The sequence below is a fragment of the Ruegeria sp. N8 genome (assembly GCF_056531325.1).
Map to the genome: position 1 here is coordinate 782,762 of NZ_JBQFLQ010000001.1, position 20,703 is coordinate 803,464.

General features: G+C 58.2%; 17 protein-coding genes. 9 read left to right on the top strand and 8 right to left on the bottom strand.

Annotation, left to right across the window (positions count from 1 at the left end):
* Positions 1-87: 87 nt before the first annotated feature.
* Positions 88-1,059 carry a methylmalonyl Co-A mutase-associated GTPase MeaB gene (meaB, locus tag ACR0C5_RS04020; protein ID WP_480874692.1) on the bottom strand — a complete coding sequence of 324 codons (972 nt, stop codon included), beginning with the start codon at positions 1,057-1,059 and terminating at the stop codon, positions 88-90.
* Positions 1,060-1,324: 265 nt separating this feature from the next.
* Here meaB and hrpB point away from each other — a divergent pair, with 265 nt between their 5' ends.
* The 3 genes from hrpB (at position 1,325) to ACR0C5_RS04035 (ending at position 5,876) form a co-directional block, all read left to right on the top strand.
* A complete protein-coding gene (gene hrpB, locus ACR0C5_RS04025) occupies positions 1,325-3,757 on the top strand; it encodes an ATP-dependent helicase HrpB (protein WP_480874694.1) in 2,433 nt (810 codons plus the stop codon).
* Positions 3,758-3,846: 89 nt separating this feature from the next.
* The gene (locus ACR0C5_RS04030; RefSeq protein ID WP_170770042.1) at positions 3,847-4,305 is read left to right on the top strand and encodes an NUDIX hydrolase; all 459 of its coding nucleotides are present in this window, start codon (positions 3,847-3,849) and stop codon (positions 4,303-4,305) included.
* A gap of 92 nt (positions 4,306-4,397) precedes the next feature.
* Positions 4,398-5,876, top strand: a complete 1,479-nt coding sequence (locus ACR0C5_RS04035) for an inorganic phosphate transporter (RefSeq protein ID WP_480874698.1) — start codon at positions 4,398-4,400, stop codon at positions 5,874-5,876.
* Here the strand turns inward: ACR0C5_RS04035 and ACR0C5_RS04040 are convergent.
* Together ACR0C5_RS04040 and ACR0C5_RS04045 are read right to left on the bottom strand one after the other, a co-directional pair.
* Complete coding sequence (locus tag ACR0C5_RS04040) at positions 5,873-6,847, bottom strand: 2-dehydropantoate 2-reductase (RefSeq protein ID WP_480874701.1); 975 nt, start codon at positions 6,845-6,847, stop codon at positions 5,873-5,875. The two genes, ACR0C5_RS04035 and ACR0C5_RS04040, sit on opposite strands and share 4 nt — an antisense overlap.
* A gap of 66 nt (positions 6,848-6,913) precedes the next feature.
* Positions 6,914-7,876, bottom strand: a complete 963-nt coding sequence (locus ACR0C5_RS04045) for a pirin family protein (protein ID WP_480874704.1) — start codon at positions 7,874-7,876, stop codon at positions 6,914-6,916.
* A gap of 292 nt (positions 7,877-8,168) precedes the next feature.
* Between ACR0C5_RS04045 and ACR0C5_RS04050 the strand changes: the two genes are divergently transcribed.
* Together ACR0C5_RS04050 and ACR0C5_RS04055 are read left to right on the top strand one after the other, a co-directional pair.
* On the top strand, positions 8,169-8,648 hold the full coding sequence (locus ACR0C5_RS04050; protein ID WP_170770038.1) for a peptidase associated/transthyretin-like domain-containing protein: 480 nt from the start codon (positions 8,169-8,171) through the stop codon (positions 8,646-8,648).
* Positions 8,649-9,248: a ferric reductase-like transmembrane domain-containing protein gene (locus tag ACR0C5_RS04055; protein ID WP_170770037.1), complete on the top strand. Its 600-nt coding sequence runs from the start codon at positions 8,649-8,651 to the stop codon at positions 9,246-9,248.
* Here the strand turns inward: ACR0C5_RS04055 and argF are convergent.
* Positions 9,245-10,171: an ornithine carbamoyltransferase gene (gene argF / locus ACR0C5_RS04060; RefSeq protein WP_170782824.1), complete on the bottom strand. Its 927-nt coding sequence runs from the start codon at positions 10,169-10,171 to the stop codon at positions 9,245-9,247. The two genes, ACR0C5_RS04055 and argF, sit on opposite strands and share 4 nt — an antisense overlap.
* 111 nt (positions 10,172-10,282) lie before the next feature.
* Positions 10,283-11,470, bottom strand: coding sequence for an acetylornithine transaminase (locus ACR0C5_RS04065; RefSeq protein ID WP_480874707.1), 1,188 nt, complete (start codon positions 11,468-11,470; stop codon positions 10,283-10,285).
* A 292-nt stretch (positions 11,471-11,762) separates the two neighbouring features.
* On the opposite strand from ACR0C5_RS04065, the gene ACR0C5_RS04070 reads away from it, so the two are divergent.
* Positions 11,763-12,653 carry a DMT family transporter gene (locus ACR0C5_RS04070; RefSeq protein ID WP_480874709.1) on the top strand — a complete coding sequence of 297 codons (891 nt, stop codon included), beginning with the start codon at positions 11,763-11,765 and terminating at the stop codon, positions 12,651-12,653.
* Here ACR0C5_RS04070 and ACR0C5_RS04075 read toward each other — a convergent pair.
* Complete coding sequence (locus tag ACR0C5_RS04075) at positions 12,635-13,438, bottom strand: ABC transporter permease (RefSeq protein WP_480874712.1); 804 nt, start codon at positions 13,436-13,438, stop codon at positions 12,635-12,637. The two genes, ACR0C5_RS04070 and ACR0C5_RS04075, sit on opposite strands and share 19 nt — an antisense overlap.
* A 126-nt stretch (positions 13,439-13,564) precedes the next feature.
* Here ACR0C5_RS04075 and ACR0C5_RS04080 point away from each other — a divergent pair, with 126 nt between their 5' ends.
* On the top strand, positions 13,565-14,143 hold the full coding sequence (locus ACR0C5_RS04080; RefSeq protein WP_170770617.1) for a GcrA family cell cycle regulator: 579 nt from the start codon (positions 13,565-13,567) through the stop codon (positions 14,141-14,143).
* A gap of 195 nt (positions 14,144-14,338) precedes the next feature.
* Here the strand turns inward: ACR0C5_RS04080 and ACR0C5_RS04085 are convergent, their stop codons facing one another.
* Entirely contained in the window at positions 14,339-15,775 is a 1,437-nt protein-coding gene (locus ACR0C5_RS04085; protein ID WP_480874714.1) for an arylsulfatase, read from the bottom strand.
* 254 nt (positions 15,776-16,029) lie between these two features.
* Here ACR0C5_RS04085 and ACR0C5_RS04090 point away from each other — a divergent pair, with 254 nt between their 5' ends.
* Both ACR0C5_RS04090 and ACR0C5_RS04095 read left to right on the top strand, forming a co-directional pair.
* Positions 16,030-17,976 carry a DUF3604 domain-containing protein gene (locus tag ACR0C5_RS04090; protein ID WP_480874717.1) on the top strand — a complete coding sequence of 649 codons (1,947 nt, stop codon included), beginning with the start codon at positions 16,030-16,032 and terminating at the stop codon, positions 17,974-17,976.
* Positions 17,977-18,218: 242 nt separating this feature from the next.
* Positions 18,219-18,632, top strand: coding sequence for a universal stress protein (locus ACR0C5_RS04095; protein WP_170770030.1), 414 nt, complete (start codon positions 18,219-18,221; stop codon positions 18,630-18,632).
* A gap of 75 nt (positions 18,633-18,707) precedes the next feature.
* Here ACR0C5_RS04095 and ACR0C5_RS04100 read toward each other — a convergent pair whose 3' ends face one another.
* The gene (locus tag ACR0C5_RS04100; RefSeq protein WP_170770029.1) at positions 18,708-20,315 is read right to left on the bottom strand and encodes a BCCT family transporter; all 1,608 of its coding nucleotides are present in this window, start codon (positions 20,313-20,315) and stop codon (positions 18,708-18,710) included.
* Between the last annotated feature and the right edge of the window lie 388 nt (positions 20,316-20,703).

Here is a 20,703-nt window from a genome sequence, read left to right on the forward strand (position 1 = left end):
GACTTTGCTGCATGACGCCGGGGCGCACCAGTCACATCATGGTTTTGTCAGGAAAACTCGCAAAAAGTACACCCCACTGATAGCCCCCTAAACCAGATGAGACAGCATCTGATGCGCAGCAGCAGCCGGGCTGAGCACCCCTTGCGCGACTTTGGCATTCAACGATGCCATTTCAGCTTTGGCCTCGGACGTTTCCAGCCTGGCCAGCAGGGCATGGCGCACCTCCTGATCGAACCAGAAACAAGCTTGATCGGACCGGTTCGCTGCCCATTGACCTGTTTCACGGCGCCATTGGCTAAGCGCCTGCATCTCGACCCAAGCCTGTTCCAACCCGTGTTCTTCGACGGCTGAAACCGTCATTGCCTTGGGAAAGCCCTCAGGGTCCTGCGGGCGCTTACGCAACAGCCGCAATGCTCCCGCATAATCTGCGCAGGTACGGGTTGCAGTAGCCTTGAGGTCCCCATCCGCCTTGTTGACCAGAATCATATCCGCCATTTCCATGATGCCGCGCTTAACCCCCTGCAACTCGTCCCCGCCCGCCGGTGCAAGCAAGAGCAGGAACAAGTCCGACATCTCGGACACCACGGTTTCGGATTGCCCCACGCCAACGGTCTCAATCAGAACCACGTCGAACCCTGCGGCCTCGCACAGGGCGATGGCCTCGCGGGTGCGACGGGCCACACCACCCAGATGGCTTTGGCTTGGGGACGGGCGGATAAAGGCGGCGCGTTCGCGGCTCAGACGCTCCATCCGGGTCTTGTCGCCTAAAATGGACCCACCGGACCGGGCCGAGCTGGGATCGACCGCAAGAACAGCAACGCGCAGCCCCTGCCCGATCAACATCATGCCGAAGCTTTCGATAAATGTGGATTTGCCAACGCCCGGCGTGCCCGACAGCCCGATGCGCAGCGCCTGCCGCTCGGAATTGGCCAGACGCGCCAATAGTTCACCCGCCTGCGCCCGGTGGTCAGCACGGCCGCTTTCGACCAAAGTGATCGCGCGGGCCAGCGCACGCCGGTCCCCGTCCAAAATCCTGTCACTCAGGTTGTCTATGTCCATTTTCGTCCCAACCTCCTGCGGCTCCACTAATTGCCGTCGCCACAGCCGATTTGTCCAGACCGGACTGTGCGAAGACCCCGCTGGATGCCAACAAGCTGCGCTGTTTTTGCGACCCTGGCGTCTAGTTTCTGTCCCCTTCACCGTCGCTGCTCAGGCCCAGCGTGCGGACCCGCTTTGGGTAAAGGCGTGCGAGATAGGCCTCTCCTCTGACGAAACCGGTGCAGAGGAACTGGACGCCGCCCGGCGCTTGGCGGATAAAGCCTGCATGACTCGACTGCCAATCGACGACGCCATTCCTGAACTGCTGGCTGCCCTAAAATCCGCAGGGCGGGCCGTACTGCAAGCGCCTCCGGGCGCGGGTAAGACGACACGGGTCCCTCTGGCGATGCTCGAGGCGGGGTTGTGTGGCGGCAAGATCGTGATGCTGGAACCGCGCCGTCTGGCCGCCCGTGCGGCAGCGGAACGCATGGCCGAAACGCTGGGCGAACGTGCGGGGCAGACGGTGGGCTACCGGGTACGGGGCGAAGCGAAGGTGTCGGCCAACACCCGGATCGAGGTCGTGACCGAAGGCATCCTGACCAGGATGCTACAATCCGAACCCGACCTGCCCAGCGTTGGCGCGGTGATCTTTGACGAATTCCACGAACGGTCCCTTAATGCCGATTTGGGACTGGCGCTGTGCCTTGAGGTGACAGGCGCGTTGCGCGACGATCTGATCCTTTTGGCCATGTCTGCCACGTTGGACGCCGAACCTGTCGGGCGGTTGATGAACGCGCCACTAGTAACCTCGTCCGGCCGCAGCTTTCCGGTTGAAACACGCTGGCTGGACCATCCTTTGGGCACGAAGGCGCGACGGCTGGATGCTCTGGTCGATCTGGTGGTGCAGGCCGAACGCGAAACAACCGGCGGGATGTTGGTTTTCCTGCCAGGCGAGGGCGAGATTCGCCGCGCCGGAAACGCCTTGGCCGGGCGCTTGCCCGATGTGTGTGTTGTGCGCCCCCTATTCGGCGCGATGCCCTTCGCCGCCCAACGCAAGGCGATTGGTCCGGTCGAGACGGGGCGCAAGGTCGTTCTGGCCACGTCGATTGCCGAAACCTCTCTAACCATTCCCGACATCCGCGTTGTGGTCGATATGGGACAGGCACGGCGGGCGCGGTTTGATCCGGGATCAGGCATGTCGCGGCTGGTAACGGAACGGGTCACACGCGCCGAGGCAACCCAACGCACGGGCCGTGCCGGACGCGTGGCTGAAGGCGTTTGCTATCGCTTTTGGTCCAAAGGCGAAGAGGGCGCCCTTTCCACCTACCCTCCGGCGGAGATCGAGGCAGCCGACCTGACCGGTCTGGCGCTGGAACTGGCGCTTTGGGGGGCAGAACCGGGCGATCTGACTTTTCTGACCCCTCCGCCCGAAGGCACGATGTCTGAGGCCCGCGCCTTGCTGACCATGCTGGGCGCACTGGACCGCAAGGGGCGGATCACCGATCACGGTCGCGCGCTGGCCGCCCTGCCCCTGCACCCAAGGCTGGGACACATGCTGGAACGTGCCGGGCCGGACGCCGCCACTCTGGCCGCGTTGATGGCCGAGCGCGACCCACTGCGTGGCGCGCCTGTTGATATGTTGTTGCGGTATGAGGCCTTGCGTGACCTGCGCACTTTTCAACGCGACCGCGTCTGGCAAGTAAATACGGGTGCGCTTGATCGCATCAAGGCCGAAGCCAAGCGGCTGCGCAGAAAGGGCACCCTGTCCGACTTGAGCCCCGCCGCCATGGCCGCGCTGGCCTATCCCGACCGCATCGGCCAACGCCGCAAAGGCGATGAGCCGCGCTATGTCTTGTCGGGTGGCAAGGGAGTGGTGCTGGACAGCACGGACACCCTGGCCGCAGCCCCCTATCTGGTTGTCACCGACACCGACGGCAATCCGCGCGAGGCGCGCGTGCGCATGGCTGCGCAGATCTCGGAACGTGAAATCCGTGATCTCTTCCCGGATCAGATCGCCTGGGTCGAAAGTTGTGCGTGGTCCAAACGCGACCGCCGCGTCATCGCCCGCAGGCAGGAACGGCTGGGCGCGATCACCTTGGATGACCGTATCTGGAAGGACGTGCCCGACGAAACCTTGGCACTGGCGATGTTGGACGGTGTCCGCGACCTCGGACTGCGGCTCGAAGGGGCCTCCGCCCGGCTGGCGGCGCGGGTTGAACTTGTCCGCGCCGAAGGTGCCAACCTGCCAGATTTCTCAGCCGAGGGGCTGACGAACACTCTAGAGGACTGGCTGCTGCCCATGCTGTCGGGCGTGCGTTCGGCCGAGGACTGGAAGCGGTTTGATCTGCTGCCTGCCCTGCGTGCACGGCTAGACTGGACCCAGACGCAGGAACTGGACCGACGTGCGCCGGGCGCGTTTCAGACGCCGTTGGGCCGCAAGGTACCGATTGATTATGGCGGGGCGATCCCGGAAATCTCGGTCCGGTTGCAGGAACTGTTCGGTGTCACGCGCCATCCGGTTGTCGGAGGCGAACCGCTGAAGATCACCCTGCTGTCCCCGGCCCAACGCCCCATTCAGATCACACGCGACCTGCCGGGTTTCTGGGCGGGCTCCTACGCTGATGTCCGAAAGGACATGCGTGCGCAATACCCCAAACACCCCTGGCCCGAAGACCCCACACAGGCCGACCCGACCTTGCGTGCGAAACGACGCAATTAGGCCTGCCCCTCCGGTTTATTGAATATATCTTCTTTCGTTGTTATTTGACCGCTTGAGGAGGCGCTCGGGCAGGCCGGCGTAAAAAATACATGTCACATTGGTTGCGAAATACCTGGGAGGAGATCCTTCGCCCCCTGTTCCTGCGTCCCCGCAGGGTGCAGGTCGCAGCGTTGTGCACGCGCCAAACCGATAGTGGGATCGAGGTGCTACTGATCACCAGCCGCGACACCGGTCGCTGGATCATCCCAAAGGGCTGGCCCATGGATGGCAAAGACGGTGCGGAAACGGCTGCGCAAGAGGCATGGGAAGAGGCCGGCGTTCAGGCCGCACATATCCACCGGGACCCGGTGGGGCGCTATACATATGACAAAAAGCTAAACGACGGATCTTTGCTTCCGGTTCTGACCAGCGTGTACCGAATTGAGGTAGAGGAGTTGGCGGACGAGTTCCCGGAGCTCGGCCAGCGCGAGCGGCACTGGGTTCGCCCGTCCGAGGCGGCAGAGCGGGTGAACGAGCCCGAATTGCGTGCGCTTCTTCGTCGGTATTAACACATTCGCAAGCCCTGAAAGGGCAGAAGGTTGAATAGCAGGCCCGAACCTTGTATCGGCCTGCGCTAGCCCGCAACCACTTGCAAAACCCAATGACTGAAATCCACACCAACAGCCGATGGAAGGCGCTGGACAGCGACCTGCACCGCATTTCGCGTATTGAACACGCGAATGCGTTCGTTGCGCGCCCGCTGCTGGCCTCCGGCGTTGCGTTGGCCTTTGTGGTGTTGGCGGGATTGACCGCTGCAGTGTTGTTTGGGCAGGCCGACGGGCGTCTGGTTGTGGTCGCAGCCGCCGTATTCGGCGCCTATATGGCGATCAATGTGGGCGCCAACGATGTCGCCAACAACATGGGCCCCGCCGTGGGCGCCAACGCGTTGCCGATGGGTGTCGCCATCACAATCGCCGCCATCGCCGAAAGCGCAGGTGCGCTGCTGGCCGGTGGTGATGTCGTGACGACTATTTCGCGCGATATCGTACATCCGGATTCGGTCACAACAGAAGCGCACTTTATCTGGGCCATGTTGGCGGCCCTGATGTCGGCGGCGTTGTGGGTCAATATCGCCACTTGGCTGAGGGCCCCGGTTTCGACCACGCATTCGGTCGTTGGGGGCGTGGTCGGCGCAGGCGTCGCAGCCGCAGGTCTGAGCGCCGTGAACTGGAGCACCGTCGGCACCATAGCACTCAGTTGGATGGTCTCGCCCGTGATTGGCGGCGCGGTCGCCGCCATGTTCCTGGCTTTTATCCGCGCGCGCATTCTGCGCCAGGACGACAAAATCACCGCCGCGCGCCGCTGGGTTCCTATTTTGGTGGGGCTGATGGCAGGTGCTTTTGCGACCTATATGGCGGTAAAAGGGTTAGAGCGGGTCGTCCAAGTTGATCCTGTCATCGCATTGAGCGCCGGTGGAGGTTTGGGGCTTGTTTTCTGGCGACTTACGATCCCATGGGTGCACAGGCGGACCCGCAACATAGAGAACCGCCGCCGGGCGATGAAATCTCTGTTTGGCCTTCCTCTGATCATCGCTGCCATTTTCCTCAGCTTCGCGCATGGGGCAAATGACGTGGCGAACGCGATCGGCCCTTTGGCCGGGATCGTCCACGTGTCTGAATTCCACGACCTTGCCGCCACGGTAGCCGTGCCGCAATGGATCATGCTGATCGGCGCGTTTGGTATCTCTTTCGGTTTATTCCTGTTTGGTCCGCGCCTGATCCGCATGGTGGGTACCCAGATCACGAAACTGAACCCGATGCGTGCCTTTTGCATCGCCCTCGCCACAGCTCTGACCGTCATTCTGGCCAGTTGGCTGGGCTTACCCGTGAGCACCACCCATATCGCTATCGGCGCAGTATTCGGGGTGGGTTTCTTCCGCGAATGGGAGACAGATCGCCGCTGGAAAAAGTCCAACCAACAGCGCCCGCCTGAACAACGACGTGCCCGCGAGGAACGCCAACGCCGCAAGCTTGTCCGCCGGTCGCATTTCATGACGATCCTTGGGGCGTGGATGGTGACAGTACCCGCCTCGGCCGTCATGTCGGCGATGATCTTCGGCCTTCTGACGGCCTTCCACTAATCCACAGCGCGCCTGACCTGATCAACGGATAAAGGCTGATCCTGCGCCTCTTCGATCAAAGCCTGCACACCCGCGCAATAAGGCGTCGCCACGCCATGCTGCACTCCGAGGCGGATAATCTCGCCTTGCAGGCTGTCGATCTCGGTAACGCGCCCGGCCATCAGGTCATATGCCATAGAGGTGCGCGCATTAGGATCTATCGTCAGCATCCGCGCCGCAATTTTTGAAAACAACGGCGTCGGCAGGCGAAGAACATGCGGAATAGCCCAAGCAGGCAACGGTGTGGTCGATGCAACGGGATGATCCGCAGCCCTGAGAACAGCCAGAGCCTCGGCCATTTGGTCGGCCATAAGCTGACGCCAGTTCCGGTCCATCAACTGCTGTTTCAACGTCATCCCGGACAAGGCGTTCAGCGCATTGTTGAGGTTGATGACCAGCTTGCCCCACTGAACGGCCTCGATCCTGTCGCTTTCGACAACAGGCAATTCCGCAGATCCCAGCGCCTGCCCCAAACCTCCTGCGCCGGATTGGATGACAATCTCGCCCGAGGTGGCCCGGTGAAACCGCCCGCCCTCCATAGGAACAACGTTGAACGGCACCATTCCGGCGCGGACATCCTGATCGGGCAAGGCAGCGCGCAGTACACGCGCATTCTCGATCCCGTTTTGCCAGGACAGCACTACCGACTGCGGCGCATATTGCCCAATCAGCGCAGCCATATCTGCCGTCGCTCCGGATTTGACGGTGACGATGACCACCTCGGCATCTGCCATGCACACCGGATCCTCGGCTAGGGTCAAAGTGTCAATGTGCCGGTTCTGCCCGGCAAAATCCGTCAGGGTCAGGCCATGTTGCCGGATCGGGTCCAAAACGCGGGCACGCCCCAACAGAGTGACCTCGTGACCGGCACTAGCAAGCAACCCGCCGCAATAACACCCGATACTGCCTGCACCCGCTATGGCGATTTTCATGGCGCCCTCCCCTTCAGACAAGAATTGCCGGGATAGGCCACTGGGGCAAGGTCACGTGACGTGCCGTCACCGCGCCAATCTGGGCTTCGTGCGTGCAAGCTGTTCAGAAATCTCGATATATTCGGCGTCATCTCCGGGGGGCAGTTGAAAAGCACCCTTCGCCCAATCGGCGGCCTGCCATTCCCGCGTGGCGGTCTCGATCTTTTCCTTCGAGGATGAGACAAAATTCCACCAGATATACCGATCTTGCCCCAATGTTGCGCCCCCTAACAGCATCAGCCGCGCCCCTGCTGGTCCTGCCCTGACCGAAAGGCGATCGCCTGGCCGGAACACCATCATGCGGCCGGCTTCGAAAACGTCGCCTGCAACCTCGACCGAGCCCTGTGTCACGTAGACGCCCCTATCCTCGTGATCGTCGGGCAAGGGAATGGCCGCGCCGGGGTCAAGTTGAACATCCAGATAAAAGGTTTCGGACAGCATGTTTACGGGGCTGGACGCACCATAGGCCGATCCAAGGATGAGCCTCGCACTGACCCCTGTGTCCTGAATATGCGGCAACGCACATTGCTTGTGATGTTCGAAATCGGGGGCCATATCCTCGTGCTGTTCCGGCAGTGCGATCCAGGTCTGGATGCCGAACAGGCTGTGCTTTTTGCCGCGTGTTTCGGCGCTTGTGCGTTCCGAATGGGTCACACCGCGCCCCGCCACCATCCAGTTCACCTCGCCTGGATAGATCATCTGATGGGTGCCCAGACTGTCGCGATGTTCGAATTCACCCTGATACAGGTAAGTCACGGTACCCAGCCCAATATGCGGGTGCGGGCGCACGTCAATGCCACCATCGGTGATAAATTCCGCCGGGCCCATCTGGTCGAAGAAAATAAATGGTCCGACAAGCTGACGTTTTACCGAAGGCAGCGCCCGTCGCACCTCAAACCCGCCGAGATCGCGAGCCCGAGGAATGATCAGTGTTTCAAGCGCGGCGCTCTCAGACAGGCATTCAGGGCTGTGGGTGGGGTTCCAACTCATTCCGGTGTCCTCAGTTGCAAACTTAGGCTCTGTTCGTGGATGCAACATATACCCCAAAAAACATCATTAATACTGCAATTTTTGCACATAACTAGTGCGCATTGCGAGTTACATCATTTCATTGCAATTATGTTATCACATACCATTCGTTTAGTCGCGGCAAAGAAACCCTGCTCCGAACGCCCAGAAGTGGCCCCCGCATCCTCGAGCCACTTCACAATTCGCATATCCTCCTCGGAATAAGCTGAGATCGTGCTATTTTATATCTAGCGTCAAACCGCAGGAGGATTGCATGACCGGTTCGCCCCTCAATCGTCGTTCTCTGATCGCAGGAGGCGGGGCTGTGTTGGCCTCGGGCCTTTTGGTTCCTGCGCGCGCCAAAGGGTTGGCGCCGACGCCGTCGATGCGCGGAGGATCGAACAACTATCGCCCCGGCGCACCTGTGGTCGAACGGATTGGTGGCGGCGGGTTCTGGATGACGGGTACCGTGCGCCGCGCAGGTGACGGTGCCCCTCTGCCCGGTCAACGCATTCAAATCTGGGCGCACACAACCGAAGGTCATGAGCGCGACCCCCAAAGCCACGGCGCAACCTTAACCGACGCGGAAGGTGCGTTCCGGCTGGAGATGCCGCAGATCGTGCCTGCTTTTGGGCAACCGCATGGGCATCTGGCCTATGATAGCGGCGAATTCGAGACGGTTTTCCTACGCCCTGTGATGTCCAGTGCACGGGACAAAACCCTTGCGGCGCATTTCGTGTTGCAACCTATCTAAGTGGCTCGTCGCACCGCATTGGTCTGGGTGGCCTTGTTTGTTGCGCTTTTGGTGCCAGTCATTGCTGCTGGCTTCAGCCCCTATCTGGCCTGGCGAAGTCCTATCTACATCGTTGCAGGTTTCGCGGGGGCGCTGTCGCTGAGCTTATTGTTGTTGCAGCCGCTATTGGCCTCAAAAGCTCTACCGGGAGTAACGCCACTTCTCAGCCGCCGCCTGCACCGCTGGGTTGGCCTGATTTTGATCGGTGCCATCATCATCCACGTCGCCGGGTTGTGGATCACCAGCCCGCCGGATGTTGTAGATGCTTTGACCTTCACATCACCCACTCCATTCTCAGTGTGGGGCGTCATGGCCATGTGGACTGCATTCGTGGCTTGTGGGTTGGGCGTTTTGAGGCAGCGGCTGGCCCTGCGGTTTCGCATCTGGCGGCTTTTGCACACCGTTTTAGCCTCTGTGACAATTGCCGGGACCGTCGCTCATGCGCTCCTGATTGAAGGCACGATGGAGGTTGTGACCAAAGCCGCCCTATGTGGTTTGGTTCTGGTGACGAGCGTTTGGACGCTCGCCAGATTGCGTGTATGGGACCTGCGCAGGCGTTAGACGCCCAGACACCAGCGCATCACAGCCTTTTGCGCGTGCAGACGGTTTTCGGCCTCGTCAAAGATCACCGAGTTCGGGCCGTCCATGACCTCGGATGTCGCCTCTTCTTCGCGGTGGGCCGGCAGGCAATGCATGAACAGCGCGTCCGGCTTAGCATGTGACATCAGTTCGGTATTGACCTGATAGGGGCGCAGAAGGTTGTGGCGGCGTTCCTTGGCAGACTGGCTGTCATGCATCGAGACCCACGTGTCGGCTACCACCAGATCGGCGCCTTGGACGGCTTTGAACGGATCACGCTCGATCACGATCTGCGACCCTTTTTGGCGGGCGAATCCCATGAACTCTTCTTCGGGGTCAAGCTGTGGAGGGCCTGTGAATGTGAAGTCGAAGCCAAATTGACCGGCCGCATGAAGAAAGGATGCGCAGACATTGTTGCCGTCGCCGGTCCAGACCACCTTTTTGCCTGCGATCGGCCCGCGATGTTCTTCAAATGTCAGGACATCGGCCATGATCTGACAGGGATGGGTGCGGTCGGTCAGGCCGTTGATGACCGGCACGTCCGAGAATTCGGCCATTTCCGTAAGGATCGTCTCGTCAAAGGTGCGGATCATGATCATGTCGACATAGCGCGACAGCACGCGCGCGGTGTCGGCGATGGTTTCTCCGTGACCCAGTTGCATGTCTTTGCCGGACAGCACCATCGTTTGACCGCCCATTTGGCGCACGCCGACATCGAAAGACACGCGCGTCCGGGTCGAGGGTTTTTCGAAGATCAGAGCAACCATCCGATCCTTGAGGGGTTGTTCATCATCAACGGCGGCTTTGGGGCGGCCAAGGCGCGCCTGTTTCATTGCGCCGGCTTGGTCGATCATAGCCCGCAGGTCGCTTGCTTCGGTTTTGTGAATGTCGAGAAAATGGTTCATTTCGTTTCGCTTTTGGCTTTTGGTTGCCGGGGGCGCTGCCCGTCGTCATTGGATCTTGAACCAATGGCGCCCGAATGGCGGCCCCCGAGGTATTTTTGAACATAAGAAGGATCAGGCAGTGGTCAGATTGGCCTGAACCTGCTGCGCTGCTTTTTCCAGGCGGATCATGGCTTGCGCGATATCGTCCTCGGTCAGGGTCAGCGGTGGCAACAGGCGGATCACATTGTCGGCAGCAGGGACGGTGATGACCTCATTGTCATATCCCGCATTCACCACGTCGATATTGGTGGGCTTACATTTCAGACCCAGCATCAGACCAGTGCCGCGCACCTCTTCGAAAACATCCGGGTGGTCGGCAATCAGCCCTTCGAGTTTCTGACGCAGAAGGCCCGCCTTGCGGTTCACACCTTCGAGGAAGGCAGGGGTTGCCACTTGTTCAATCACTGCGCAGCCCACGGCGCAGCCCAGCGGGTTGCCGCCATAGGTCGATCCATGAGTGCCTGCGGTCATGCCGTTGGCGGCGTCTTCGGTGGCCAGGACGGCGCCCAGGGGGAACCCTCCGCCTATGCCTTTGGCAACCATCATGATATCCGGCGTGATCCCAGCCCATTCGTGGGCGAAGAGCTTGCCGGTTCGGCCCACGCCGCATTGCACTTCGTCAAGGATCAACAGCAGGCCATTGTCGTCGCAGATCTGGCGCAGCGCTTTCATTTCCGCATCGGGGACAGGGCGGATACCGCCCTCGCCCTGCACCGGTTCGATCAGAATCGCGGCGGTTTTCTCGGTGACGGCGTTGGTCACACCGTCCAGATCGCCAAATGTCAGGTGCACGAAGCCAGGCAGCAGCGGGCCAAAGCCCTTGGTCATCTTCTCGGACCCTGCCGCTGCGATCCCAGCCGAAGACCGACCGTGGAACGAGCCGTCGAAGGTGATGATCTCGACCCGTTCTGGCTCGCCTTTGTCATAGAAATGCTTGCGGGCCATCTTCACGGCCAGTTCGCAAGATTCCGTGCCCGAGTTGGTGAAAAACACCGTATCGGCAAAGGTATGTTCCACCAGCTTGTCGGCCAAGGCCTGCTGCTGGGGAATGTGGTAGAGGTTCGACACGTGCCACAGCGCATGCGCCTGTTCGGACAACGCGTTCACCAGCGCCGGATGCGCATGGCCCAGCGAGTTCACGGCGATCCCGGCGCCAAGATCAAGGAAACGTCGGCCATCCGCCTCGGTCAGCCAGGCGCCCTCACCTTTCACGAAGGTCAAAGGCGCGCGATTATAGGTCGGCAGAACGGACGGGATCATGGGATCATCCTTTTTGGATCAGTTGAGCCTCGTGAGTGAAACACGAAGGCCCTATTCGTCAACAGATTTGGTGGAGTTTGCGCGGAATTACAGCGCGCAATAGATCAAACAGGCCGGTTACGCAGTGATGCGTCGACGTCGGAGGCGCAGGATATGTGCAGTCTTGATCATGCAAGCGCGTATAGCGAGGTCTGCACCAACTGGGAACCCCGAAATGGACGCGTGGTCGAATTTCCGTCCAAAGGTGAACTTGTCCCTTGCTATTTGAAGCTCCTTGGCGCACCGCTGGCCCATGACACCCGCCCGCCATAACCCGCCGTTCGCGGCCTTGCTGATCATTGCAGCCAGCGCGCTTCTTGCCGGGACAACCCTGCTGGCCAAGGCGTTGGGAACAGATGAGTTGGGCCCAGCCCTGCACCCGATGCAGATCAGCCACGGGCGGTTTATGTTCGCGTTTCTGGTCATTGTTAGCGCGGTTGGCATTCTGCGCCCACGCCTGAGCCGCCCGCATTGGGGGCTGCATATCGGGCGCACCAGCTTTGGCTGGTTGGGGATCACACTGATGTTCGCTTCGGTCGCGTTTATCCCGCTCGCCGATGCCACTGCGATATCCTTCCTGAACCCGGTTTTCGCCATGGTGCTAGCGATTCCATTGCTACGGGAAACCATCGGCCCGTGGCGCTGGCTTGCAGCAGCGGTCGCTTTGGCCGGAGCTTTGATCTTGCTGCGCCCCACCCCCGACAGTTTTCAACCCGCCGCGTTGCTGGCGCTGACAGCTGCCGTGGTGATCGGGATGGAGCTGATTTTCATCAAGAAGCTCTCGGGCCGAGAGATTCCCATCCAGATTCTGCTGATCAACAATGCGATGGGCCTGACTATCGCCTCGGTCGCGGTCAGCTTCGTGTTCCAGATGCCCACCCCACAGCAATGGGCGGCACTGGCCGGAATCGGAGTGCTGATGGCCTGTGCACAGGCGTGTTTCGTCAACGGAATGGCGCGGGCGGACGCATCATTTGTTGCACCGATCAGCTATGTCACGCTCATCTTTGCCGCGTTCTATGATTTCGCCATTTTCCGCGTTGTGCCTGATTGGATTAGCACGCTGGGCGCCACGATCATCCTGACCGGAGGTCTGATCCTCGTCTGGCGCGAAGGACGGCAGCGTCAGGCCTTGAGCCGATAACCTGTTCGCAACATCTGCCAGGTCGCCGCGCCTACCAAAAGGGTTGCGCCTGCACAGATAACCATCCCCAGCCACGCAGAGCTATCGGACACCCCGATCATCCCATATCGCAGCCCGTCGATCAGATAGAAAACCGGGTTCACGTGGCTCAGGCGGTTCAATACGGGTGGTAGAGCCTCTACCGAGTAAAATGTGCCCGACAGGAACGCCAGTGGTGTGACGATAAAATTGGTAATCGCCGCCATCTGGTCGAATTTATTGGCGAAAATCCCGGCAAACAGGCCAAGTGCGCCCATGAAAGCCCCGCCCAGTACCACAAAAATCAACGCGACAAGCGGGTATTGCGGCACGATACCCAACACCAGGGCCAAAGCTATGGCGACCACCAGCGCGATCAGAACGCCCCGCGCAATCCCGCCTGCCAGATAACCCAACAGGATCTCCAGCGGCGATAAGGGCGGCATAAGCGTATCGACAATGTTGCCCTGCACCTTGGCGATCACCATCGACGAGGAGGTATTGGCAAAAGCGTTCTGGATCACGGTCATCATCATGATCCCGGGCGCTAGAAAGGTCAGGAACGGCACACCCATAACGTCCGAACGGCTGGGGCTGATGGCGATGTTGAAGATCAGCAGAAACAGGCCCGCCGTTACCAAAGGGGCCAAAAGGGTCTGTGTCCACACCCCCATGAACCGAAGCGTTTCGCGTTGCGCCAGGGTGAAAAGGCCCATCCAATTCACCGCGCCAAAGCGGCGCGCGTCCTGTTCGATCAGATTCTGCATGACCCACCCCATAGCTGATTCGAGAACCGCTTGTAACTCGGGCGGCAGTGATTAGAATAGGGCGCTGAGATGATTTCCCAAGGCGGCCCGAATCCGGGGCCGCTTTCCGCTTTTGAAAGGCAAATGATGTCCTGGACTGACGAGCGTGTAGAACTGCTGAAAAAGATGTGGGGCGAGGGCCAGTCGGCCAGCCAGATCGCCAAAGAACTGGGCGGCGTGACCCGCAATGCGGTGATCGGTAAGGTTCACCGTCTGGGCCTATCGAACCGCGCAACCGGCGCGACCCCGGCCAAGGCCGAACCGAAGGAAAAACCGGCCCCCGCTGCGCCCAAGGCCGAGGCCAAACCGAAACCCGCGCCCAAGACCGAACCCGCGCGCCCCGCACCCGCTCCGACGGCCGAGGCGAAGCCCGCCGTGCCCGCCCGCCGCCAGATCATCCCGGCCGGTCAACCGCTGCCGCCGCAGCCTTCAGCCAACGAAATCAGCCCCGAGGCTCTGGCCAAGGTCAACGAGGTCGAGAAAAAGGCCAAGAAGCTGACGCTGATGGAACTGACTGAGAAAACCTGCAAATGGCCCGTCGGCGACCCCGCAACCGAGGATTTCTGGTTCTGCGGCCTGCCGGTTGAGGCCGGTAAGCCTTATTGCGAGGCGCATGTGGGCGTGGCCTTCCAACCCATGAGCTCGCGCCGCGATCGTAGGCGGTGATTGGGAACACCGGAACCTAAATAGACATTGTAGAGCTTGAAAAGAGTGGAGGCGTTTCGTGAAGCCTCCTACTGGAAGTGTTGTAAATTCAAGAACTACGCAAGGCGCAACGAGCCCTCACAAGGAAAACACCCTCGCTGAAAGCTGCGAGGGTGATTTGGGTCCGAGCGTCGGCTGGGCGGACAAAGCCGTCACTCATTCGTTGGGTGGTTCATAGGGATCCGGCGTTCCCGGGGGGATCGGAGGAAACTTCTCGAATGTAGCGAGGTGCTCCTGCAACTGTGGCAGAGCCTTTTCAGCCGCCCATGTGTGCGGGAAGAGTACGCTTTCACGCTCGTGTGGGTCATTCAAAAGGTTATAGAGCCTTGGTGTGTCGAAAGACTCCGTTGCACCAAAAGCCGTCGTATTCTCTTTGAAAAGAACTTTCCAATCCTTCCATTTTACGCCGAATATCTGCTCACCCATGTAGACGATCACGCCTTCTCGGTTTGAGTTTGGTTGGTCACCAAGAAAGAACTTTGACTGGTCGACACCATCAAAGGCTCTGTCATCAGGTACCTTGCCCCCTGCGAAAGCCGCAAGTGTCGGATAGAGATCCATTGAGTGGACAACATCGTTGCTTTCAGAACCGGCAGGGATCTTTCCCGGCCACTTGATTGCAAAGGGTACACGCATACTTCCTTCGAGGCTGGTGAATAGAGTACCGCGCCAAGGTCCGGCCGTACCATGTACCGCAGGAACTGGCGAGACGTTGGCGTTCCCAACCGGAAGAGCTTCGGGGCCGTTGTCAGCAGTAAATATCACCACGGTGTCGTCGGAAACGCCTGCTGCCTCAATCGCATCAACAATGCGCCCGATATAGCTATCTGTTTGAAACAGAATGTCGGCCCAGACGCCGTTTCCAGTGGCGCCTTCGAACTCCTCGGACACGATGTTTGGATAGTGGGTCTGAGTATAAGCAAGATAGATGAAAAACGGCCCGTCTTCGGTACTCTTTGCTTCGACAAATTCGATGGCTTTTTTCGTCAGGTCGCCATCTATTTCGCCGCGATAGTCCAGATCGTAGTCTTGAGCGATGGTTGCTGGCTCGCCAGCAACACCTTGCATCACAACCGGCTCTTCCATGTTGGCATCGGCAAAACCCGGAAGCGTGCGCCAGACTGTAACGTCAGTGGTCTCAACGCCGTAAAACTCATCGAATCCTTGATTCGTTGGATAGCGTCCTTCGGTCCATCCAAGGTGCCATTTCCCGTACATGGCCGTGCTGTATCCTACATCCTTCAGCATCTCGGCCATCGTGATTTCCCATTGGGTCAGACCGTAAACGCCACCTCCCAGTGGGACCGTATGGTTGCCGCTCCGGATGCCGTACCGTCCAGTCATGGTCGCTGCGCGGGACGGCGTGCACTGGCTTTCCACGTTGAAGTTCGTGAGTCGTAGTCCTTCCGCAGCGAGGGCGTCCATCTCGGGAGTCGCAGTACCACGGATTATGCCACCTCCATTGAACCCGGGTTCGCCCCACCCAAAATTATCTAAAAATATGAATACGATGTTAGGTTTTTCTTGAGCCGAAGCGGCCTCGGCAAATAGAAGAGATAAGGACAGTAGGAATGTGCGGGACAACCACTTCATAACAACATCTCCAAATTAGGCTCACGGACTCAAGACTGTCGAACGAAGCTGCCAGTCGTCAAGAACGGCCACTCGTTGCGGTATTTTCTCACAGTGGTAGAGCGTCAGAATTGCGGGCGAAGCTGCGGTCCGGTTTTGGTCGAATCTCCCTCAGGCTCTCTTTTGCTCAACAAAGAAAGACCGTTGTTTTCCTTGACGAACAACCGACTCAGATGTTGCCATAAGCTGGCATTCAGCTCGGCTGGGAGGTTCATATGAAGTTTTTTCTAACGACATCGACAGCAATAGTTTCCGCAGCATTCATAACAAGCTATTCACATGCTCAAGAGGCCGCACAAGGTGGGCTAGTCGGAGAGATGACCATATCGGTTGATGATATGCGTGAACCCGCACCCGCCGATTTCTCACCCTATGCAGGTCGAGACTTTCCTACACGCCCGCTGTGGGGTGACACTCACCTGCACACATCAAATTCACTCGATGCCCGCGGATTTGGCGTCATTCTGAGCCCCGACGATGCCTATAGGTTTGCACGTGGTGAGGAAGTCACCACATCACATGGCCTCCGTGTGAAGTTGTCGCGTCCGCTCGACTGGCTTGTTGTATCCGATCATTCTGACGCCATGGGTGCAATGAATGAAATCATCGCGGGAAACTCCACACTGATGCGCGATGCAACGCTCAGAGACTGGAGCGAACGGCTTAACGCGGGCGGAGACGTTGCACTTGGCGCCACTATGGAAGTTATTGAAACCTTTGCTGGCATCACGGGCGAGGCACTTCCCGAGGCTGTTGCAGATCGAAGGTTTGTGCAATCCGTATGGGACGAGTTCACGCAAACTGCGGATCATCACAATGACCCTGGCACATTCACTGCGTTCATCGGATACGAGTGGACATCTACCGAAGCTGGCAACAACCTCCACCGCAATGTGATCTACAGGGATGATGCCATTCGCGCTCGGCAAATGTTGCCCTTCACAACTGCGGAAACATTTAATCCGGAACGGCTTTGGGACTGGATGGAAACTTATGAACTAGAGACTGGTGGTCGTGTACTGGCCCTTGCCCACAACGGCAACGTCTCCAACGGTTTGATGTTTCCGGTCGAGACAAACCCTGAAACGGGTGAGCCTTTGACAGAAGACTACGCAGAGCGGCGTGCCAAGTGGGAGCCGATGTATGAGATTACCCAGATCAAAGGTGATGGAGAAACTCACCCGTTTCTCAGCCCGAACGACGAGTTCGCTGACTATGAAACCTGGGATAAATCCAATCTGGGTCCGACACTCAAAGAAGACTGGATGCTTCAGTACGAATACGCCCGCGAGGCCTTGAAGAACGGTCTCAAGCTAGAAGCTCAGCTCGGCACCAATCCATACAAGTTCGGAGTAGTGGGCTCGACCGACAGCCATACTGCTTTGGCAACGGCGGAAGAAGACAATTTCTTTGGCAAACACTCTGGCGTCGAGCCGGAACCTGGCCGTTGGCAGCATGTCGTTGGCGAGTTCGATGCCTTGAGGATTCTCGGGTGGGAAATGGCAGCCTCAGGCTATGCAGCGGTTTGGGCTCAGGACAACACACGCGAAGCCATATTCGACGCCATGGAACGGAAAGAAGTATACGGGACAACCGGTAGTCGCATCGCGGTTCGTTTCTTTGGTGGTTGGGATTTTACGGAAGCTGACGCAAGATCTCGATTGCCCGCAGAAATAGGATATGAAAAAGGCGTTCCGATGGGTGGGGACCTCGCAGACGCGACACAAGGCGCGGACGCCCCAACCTTCCTGGTTGCTGCGCTGAAAGATCCGTTCTCCGGCAATCTCGACCGTGTTCAGATTGTAAAAGGTTGGCTAAATTCCAGCGGCGAAACTGAGGAGCGTGTCTATGATGTGGCTTGGTCGGGAGACCGAGAACCTGATGCGGACGGCAACCTGCCAGCGGTAGGGAACACCGTGGATGTTGCAACTGGCACGTTTACGAATTCAATAGGTTCCCCGGAACTGATCACCGTTTGGAAAGACCCCGATTTCGATCCTTCTATGAGCGCTTTCTACTATGCCCGTGTCTTGGAAATTCCCACACCGAGATGGACAATTTACGATGCCGTTCGGTTCGGAGACGAACTGCCTGCCGAGGTGCCCACGTCAACTCAGGAACGTGCTTACACTTCGCCAATTTGGTATACTCCCGAGGGCTGAAATATACCTAATCTGTCGTCGTTACGGCAAAAGCCCGGCAGTTCCTGTCGCAGCAACACTAGGATAGTGCGTTCCTGCGAACGTCCGCTTAGGACGCGACACGGCCATTCGTTGCGTAGTACATCAGAAACTGCTTAGCGGACAAAGCGCCTGCTGTTTATGGAACGCGGTCGCTCTTGACTGTCCGCTTTGCAAAGTCATTCAATGCTTATTGGCCAAATGCGTGAAACGGGATGTTGTAGATGCCACGTGATACGAAATTAATCCTATGCCCGCTAAACCTTCGTCACGTCAGGTTGGACTACAGCGCCTACGAAGAAGCAATCGCAATGGCCAGGCGCAGAGAAGCGCGGCTTCTCGTGGTGACAGTTGCGCCAGAAATGGAGCGAAACTTGAATATTCGCGACTCTGTTGGCTATTGGAGCGAGCAATTGGAGAAGTTTGTGAAAGATCACCCGGCGGAAGGCGTCGAATTAGAAACTGTTGTTCGAACCGGTGCTGTGCATCGGCAAATCGTAAAGCTCGCCGATGAACGCAACGTGGATATGATCGTGATGGAGGCGGCCAACCCAAAGATTCAGGATTACCTGCTGGGAACGACCGCCAGCCACGTAGTGACACATGCCAGTTGCTCGGTTTTTGTTGTTCGGCACTAGTCGATTCAAAAACCTCGGCAACCCGATGTGATGGCTCCCTTATTTTAGGAAGCCATCATTGATTTTGTCCGCTTGCTACAGCTTTTTGTACTCGGATCGCAGAGCCAGCCACAGACAGTAGCACATAATGAGGATCACCAGTGTAAATGGAATCCCCATTGACACGGCAGCACCTTGGAGGGCGTTCAATCCACCGCCTAGAAGAAGCGCAATTGCAACCAAACCTTCCAAAGTGCACCACCAAACACGCTGAACAACGGGCGCATCCAGTTTACCACCTGCGGTGATAGTATCGATAACCAACGACCCTGAATCAGATGACGTGACAAAGAAGATCACAATCAAAATCAGCGAGATCGGGGCGACGATATTGTACAGAGGCAACTCCTTGAGGAAGCCAAACAGGGCGCCCTCTGGCGCATAACTGTCGATGACGGTTGCTTTGACGCCTTCAGCGCTACCTGCGTTCAGCATGTCAATCGCGGCCCCTCCAAAAGTGGACATCCACAATGCGCAGACCGCCGTAGGAGCAATAAGGGCACAAAGAACAAACTCACGCACCGTACGACCCCGAGAGATCCGGGCAATGAACATTCCCACGAAAGGAGACCATGCAATCCACCATGCCCAGTAGAACGTAGTCCACCCATGGAAAAAGCTGGTATCCTCTCTGCCAAAGGGATTGGAGAGCGCAGGTAGCAGAGTGACATAGTCTACCATGACTGAAACGTAACGAGCAATTGCGGCCGCCACCCCGGTCATTGCGATCACAAAAATAAACAGCCCCACAGCCATGATCATGTTGATCTCAGATAGCCGTTTCACACCGGCATCCATTCCCAACAAAACAGAACCAAGCGCAATGAGCGTGATCGCGACAATGATGATGACGGTCAATGTGGGCGAAGGCGTGATGCCAAACACTTCATTCAAACCTGCGGCAACCTGTTGCGCACCGAGGCCCAACGAGGTGGTTAGTCCGAAGAGGGTCGCAAACACGGCCAGCGTGTCGATGACATGCCCCCAGAAGCCCCAGACGCGTTCACCGAGTAGCGGAAAGAACGCCGACCTAAGCGTCAGCGGCAGGTTCAAGTTGTATGCAAAAATCGCCAGTGCCAGTCCCACTGCAGCGTACACAGCCCAACCTTCGAGACCCCAGTGATGGATCGTACCAACAACACCGATATACTCATTGCCGGGCTCGGTGATGTCGATGTTTAAGGGGCGCGCATTCCCATCTTCCGAGAAGTTGTAGTACACGGGCTCCAATACACCGAAGAACAGTAGACCGATCCCGATTCCTGCGGCAAACATCATTGCGATCCAACCCGCATACGAGTAGTCGGGTTTCGCATCTTTTCCGCCAATTCTGACCTTTCCGACCGGCAAGACAATGAGCGCCAGGCAGAACAAGGTGATCGCATTCACCGACAACACAAGAAACCAATCAAAGGTGCTGGTCAGCCACGGCCGAAGCCAGCCAAAAAATGCAGCGGCCGCTTCCTGATTGGCCAATGCCACGATCACGAAGCCTAGGATCAGCAAACCAGAAACGATGAAGACAGGGTTATGGATGTCTAACCCGAGGGGTCTGATGTTGTCCTGTCCGAGTTCATATTCAGTCTCGAAATCCCAGACGCGAGGGTCTGGGTCGAGCATCTTTTTTTGACTTGTATCTGACATTTTACCTCCCTAAGCGCATGTGTCATGCGCCTTAGCGTTGCACAACCTGCGGCAATCTGTCCAACATTCAGTCAGACGCAGCTGCCACGATTGACGGTGTTCCAAGGGCCAACACAGCAGAGATTTCGAACGGGACCGGTCAAATCGGCTTACAAATGCGAAAAATTCAACAGGATCAACTTGCCGCGCACCGACCCAGACGTTCGCGCGAAAACGCCGAGACCTGCAAGACTTTATGACATTGTTTTCTGTGGCCCGTATAGCCAGATCAACTGCAACGCAGCCCCCCACTTAGGTTAGGGTCAGGACCCATTGATTTCCGTTCTTCGGCATGATTCACCGTTCGAAAATGAGCGGTGACATGTCTGACCTTTTCTGGCTGAGCGAT

Coding starts and splice junctions, on each gene's coding strand:
- ACR0C5_RS04075 (WP_480874712.1), bottom strand. CDS start 13,438: ATGCAGAATCTGATCGAACAGGACGCGCGCCGCTTTGGCGCGGTGAAT.
- ACR0C5_RS04100 (WP_170770029.1), bottom strand. CDS start 20,315: ATGTCAGATACAAGTCAAAAAAAGATGCTCGACCCAGACCCTCGCGTC.
- ACR0C5_RS04095 (WP_170770030.1), top strand. CDS start 18,219: ATGCCACGTGATACGAAATTAATCCTATGCCCGCTAAACCTTCGTCAC.
- meaB (WP_480874692.1), bottom strand. CDS start 1,059: ATGGACATAGACAACCTGAGTGACAGGATTTTGGACGGGGACCGGCGT.
- ACR0C5_RS04040 (WP_480874701.1), bottom strand. CDS start 6,847: ATGAAAATCGCCATAGCGGGTGCAGGCAGTATCGGGTGTTATTGCGGC.
- ACR0C5_RS04030 (WP_170770042.1), top strand. CDS start 3,847: ATGTCACATTGGTTGCGAAATACCTGGGAGGAGATCCTTCGCCCCCTG.
- ACR0C5_RS04065 (WP_480874707.1), bottom strand. CDS start 11,470: ATGATCCCGTCCGTTCTGCCGACCTATAATCGCGCGCCTTTGACCTTC.
- ACR0C5_RS04080 (WP_170770617.1), top strand. CDS start 13,565: ATGTCCTGGACTGACGAGCGTGTAGAACTGCTGAAAAAGATGTGGGGC.
- argF (WP_170782824.1), bottom strand. CDS start 10,171: ATGAACCATTTTCTCGACATTCACAAAACCGAAGCAAGCGACCTGCGG.
- ACR0C5_RS04085 (WP_480874714.1), bottom strand. CDS start 15,775: ATGAAGTGGTTGTCCCGCACATTCCTACTGTCCTTATCTCTTCTATTT.
- ACR0C5_RS04045 (WP_480874704.1), bottom strand. CDS start 7,876: ATGAGTTGGAACCCCACCCACAGCCCTGAATGCCTGTCTGAGAGCGCC.
- ACR0C5_RS04050 (WP_170770038.1), top strand. CDS start 8,169: ATGACCGGTTCGCCCCTCAATCGTCGTTCTCTGATCGCAGGAGGCGGG.
- ACR0C5_RS04090 (WP_480874717.1), top strand. CDS start 16,030: ATGAAGTTTTTTCTAACGACATCGACAGCAATAGTTTCCGCAGCATTC.
- ACR0C5_RS04035 (WP_480874698.1), top strand. CDS start 4,398: ATGACTGAAATCCACACCAACAGCCGATGGAAGGCGCTGGACAGCGAC.
- hrpB (WP_480874694.1), top strand. CDS start 1,325: ATGACTCGACTGCCAATCGACGACGCCATTCCTGAACTGCTGGCTGCC.
- ACR0C5_RS04070 (WP_480874709.1), top strand. CDS start 11,763: ATGACACCCGCCCGCCATAACCCGCCGTTCGCGGCCTTGCTGATCATT.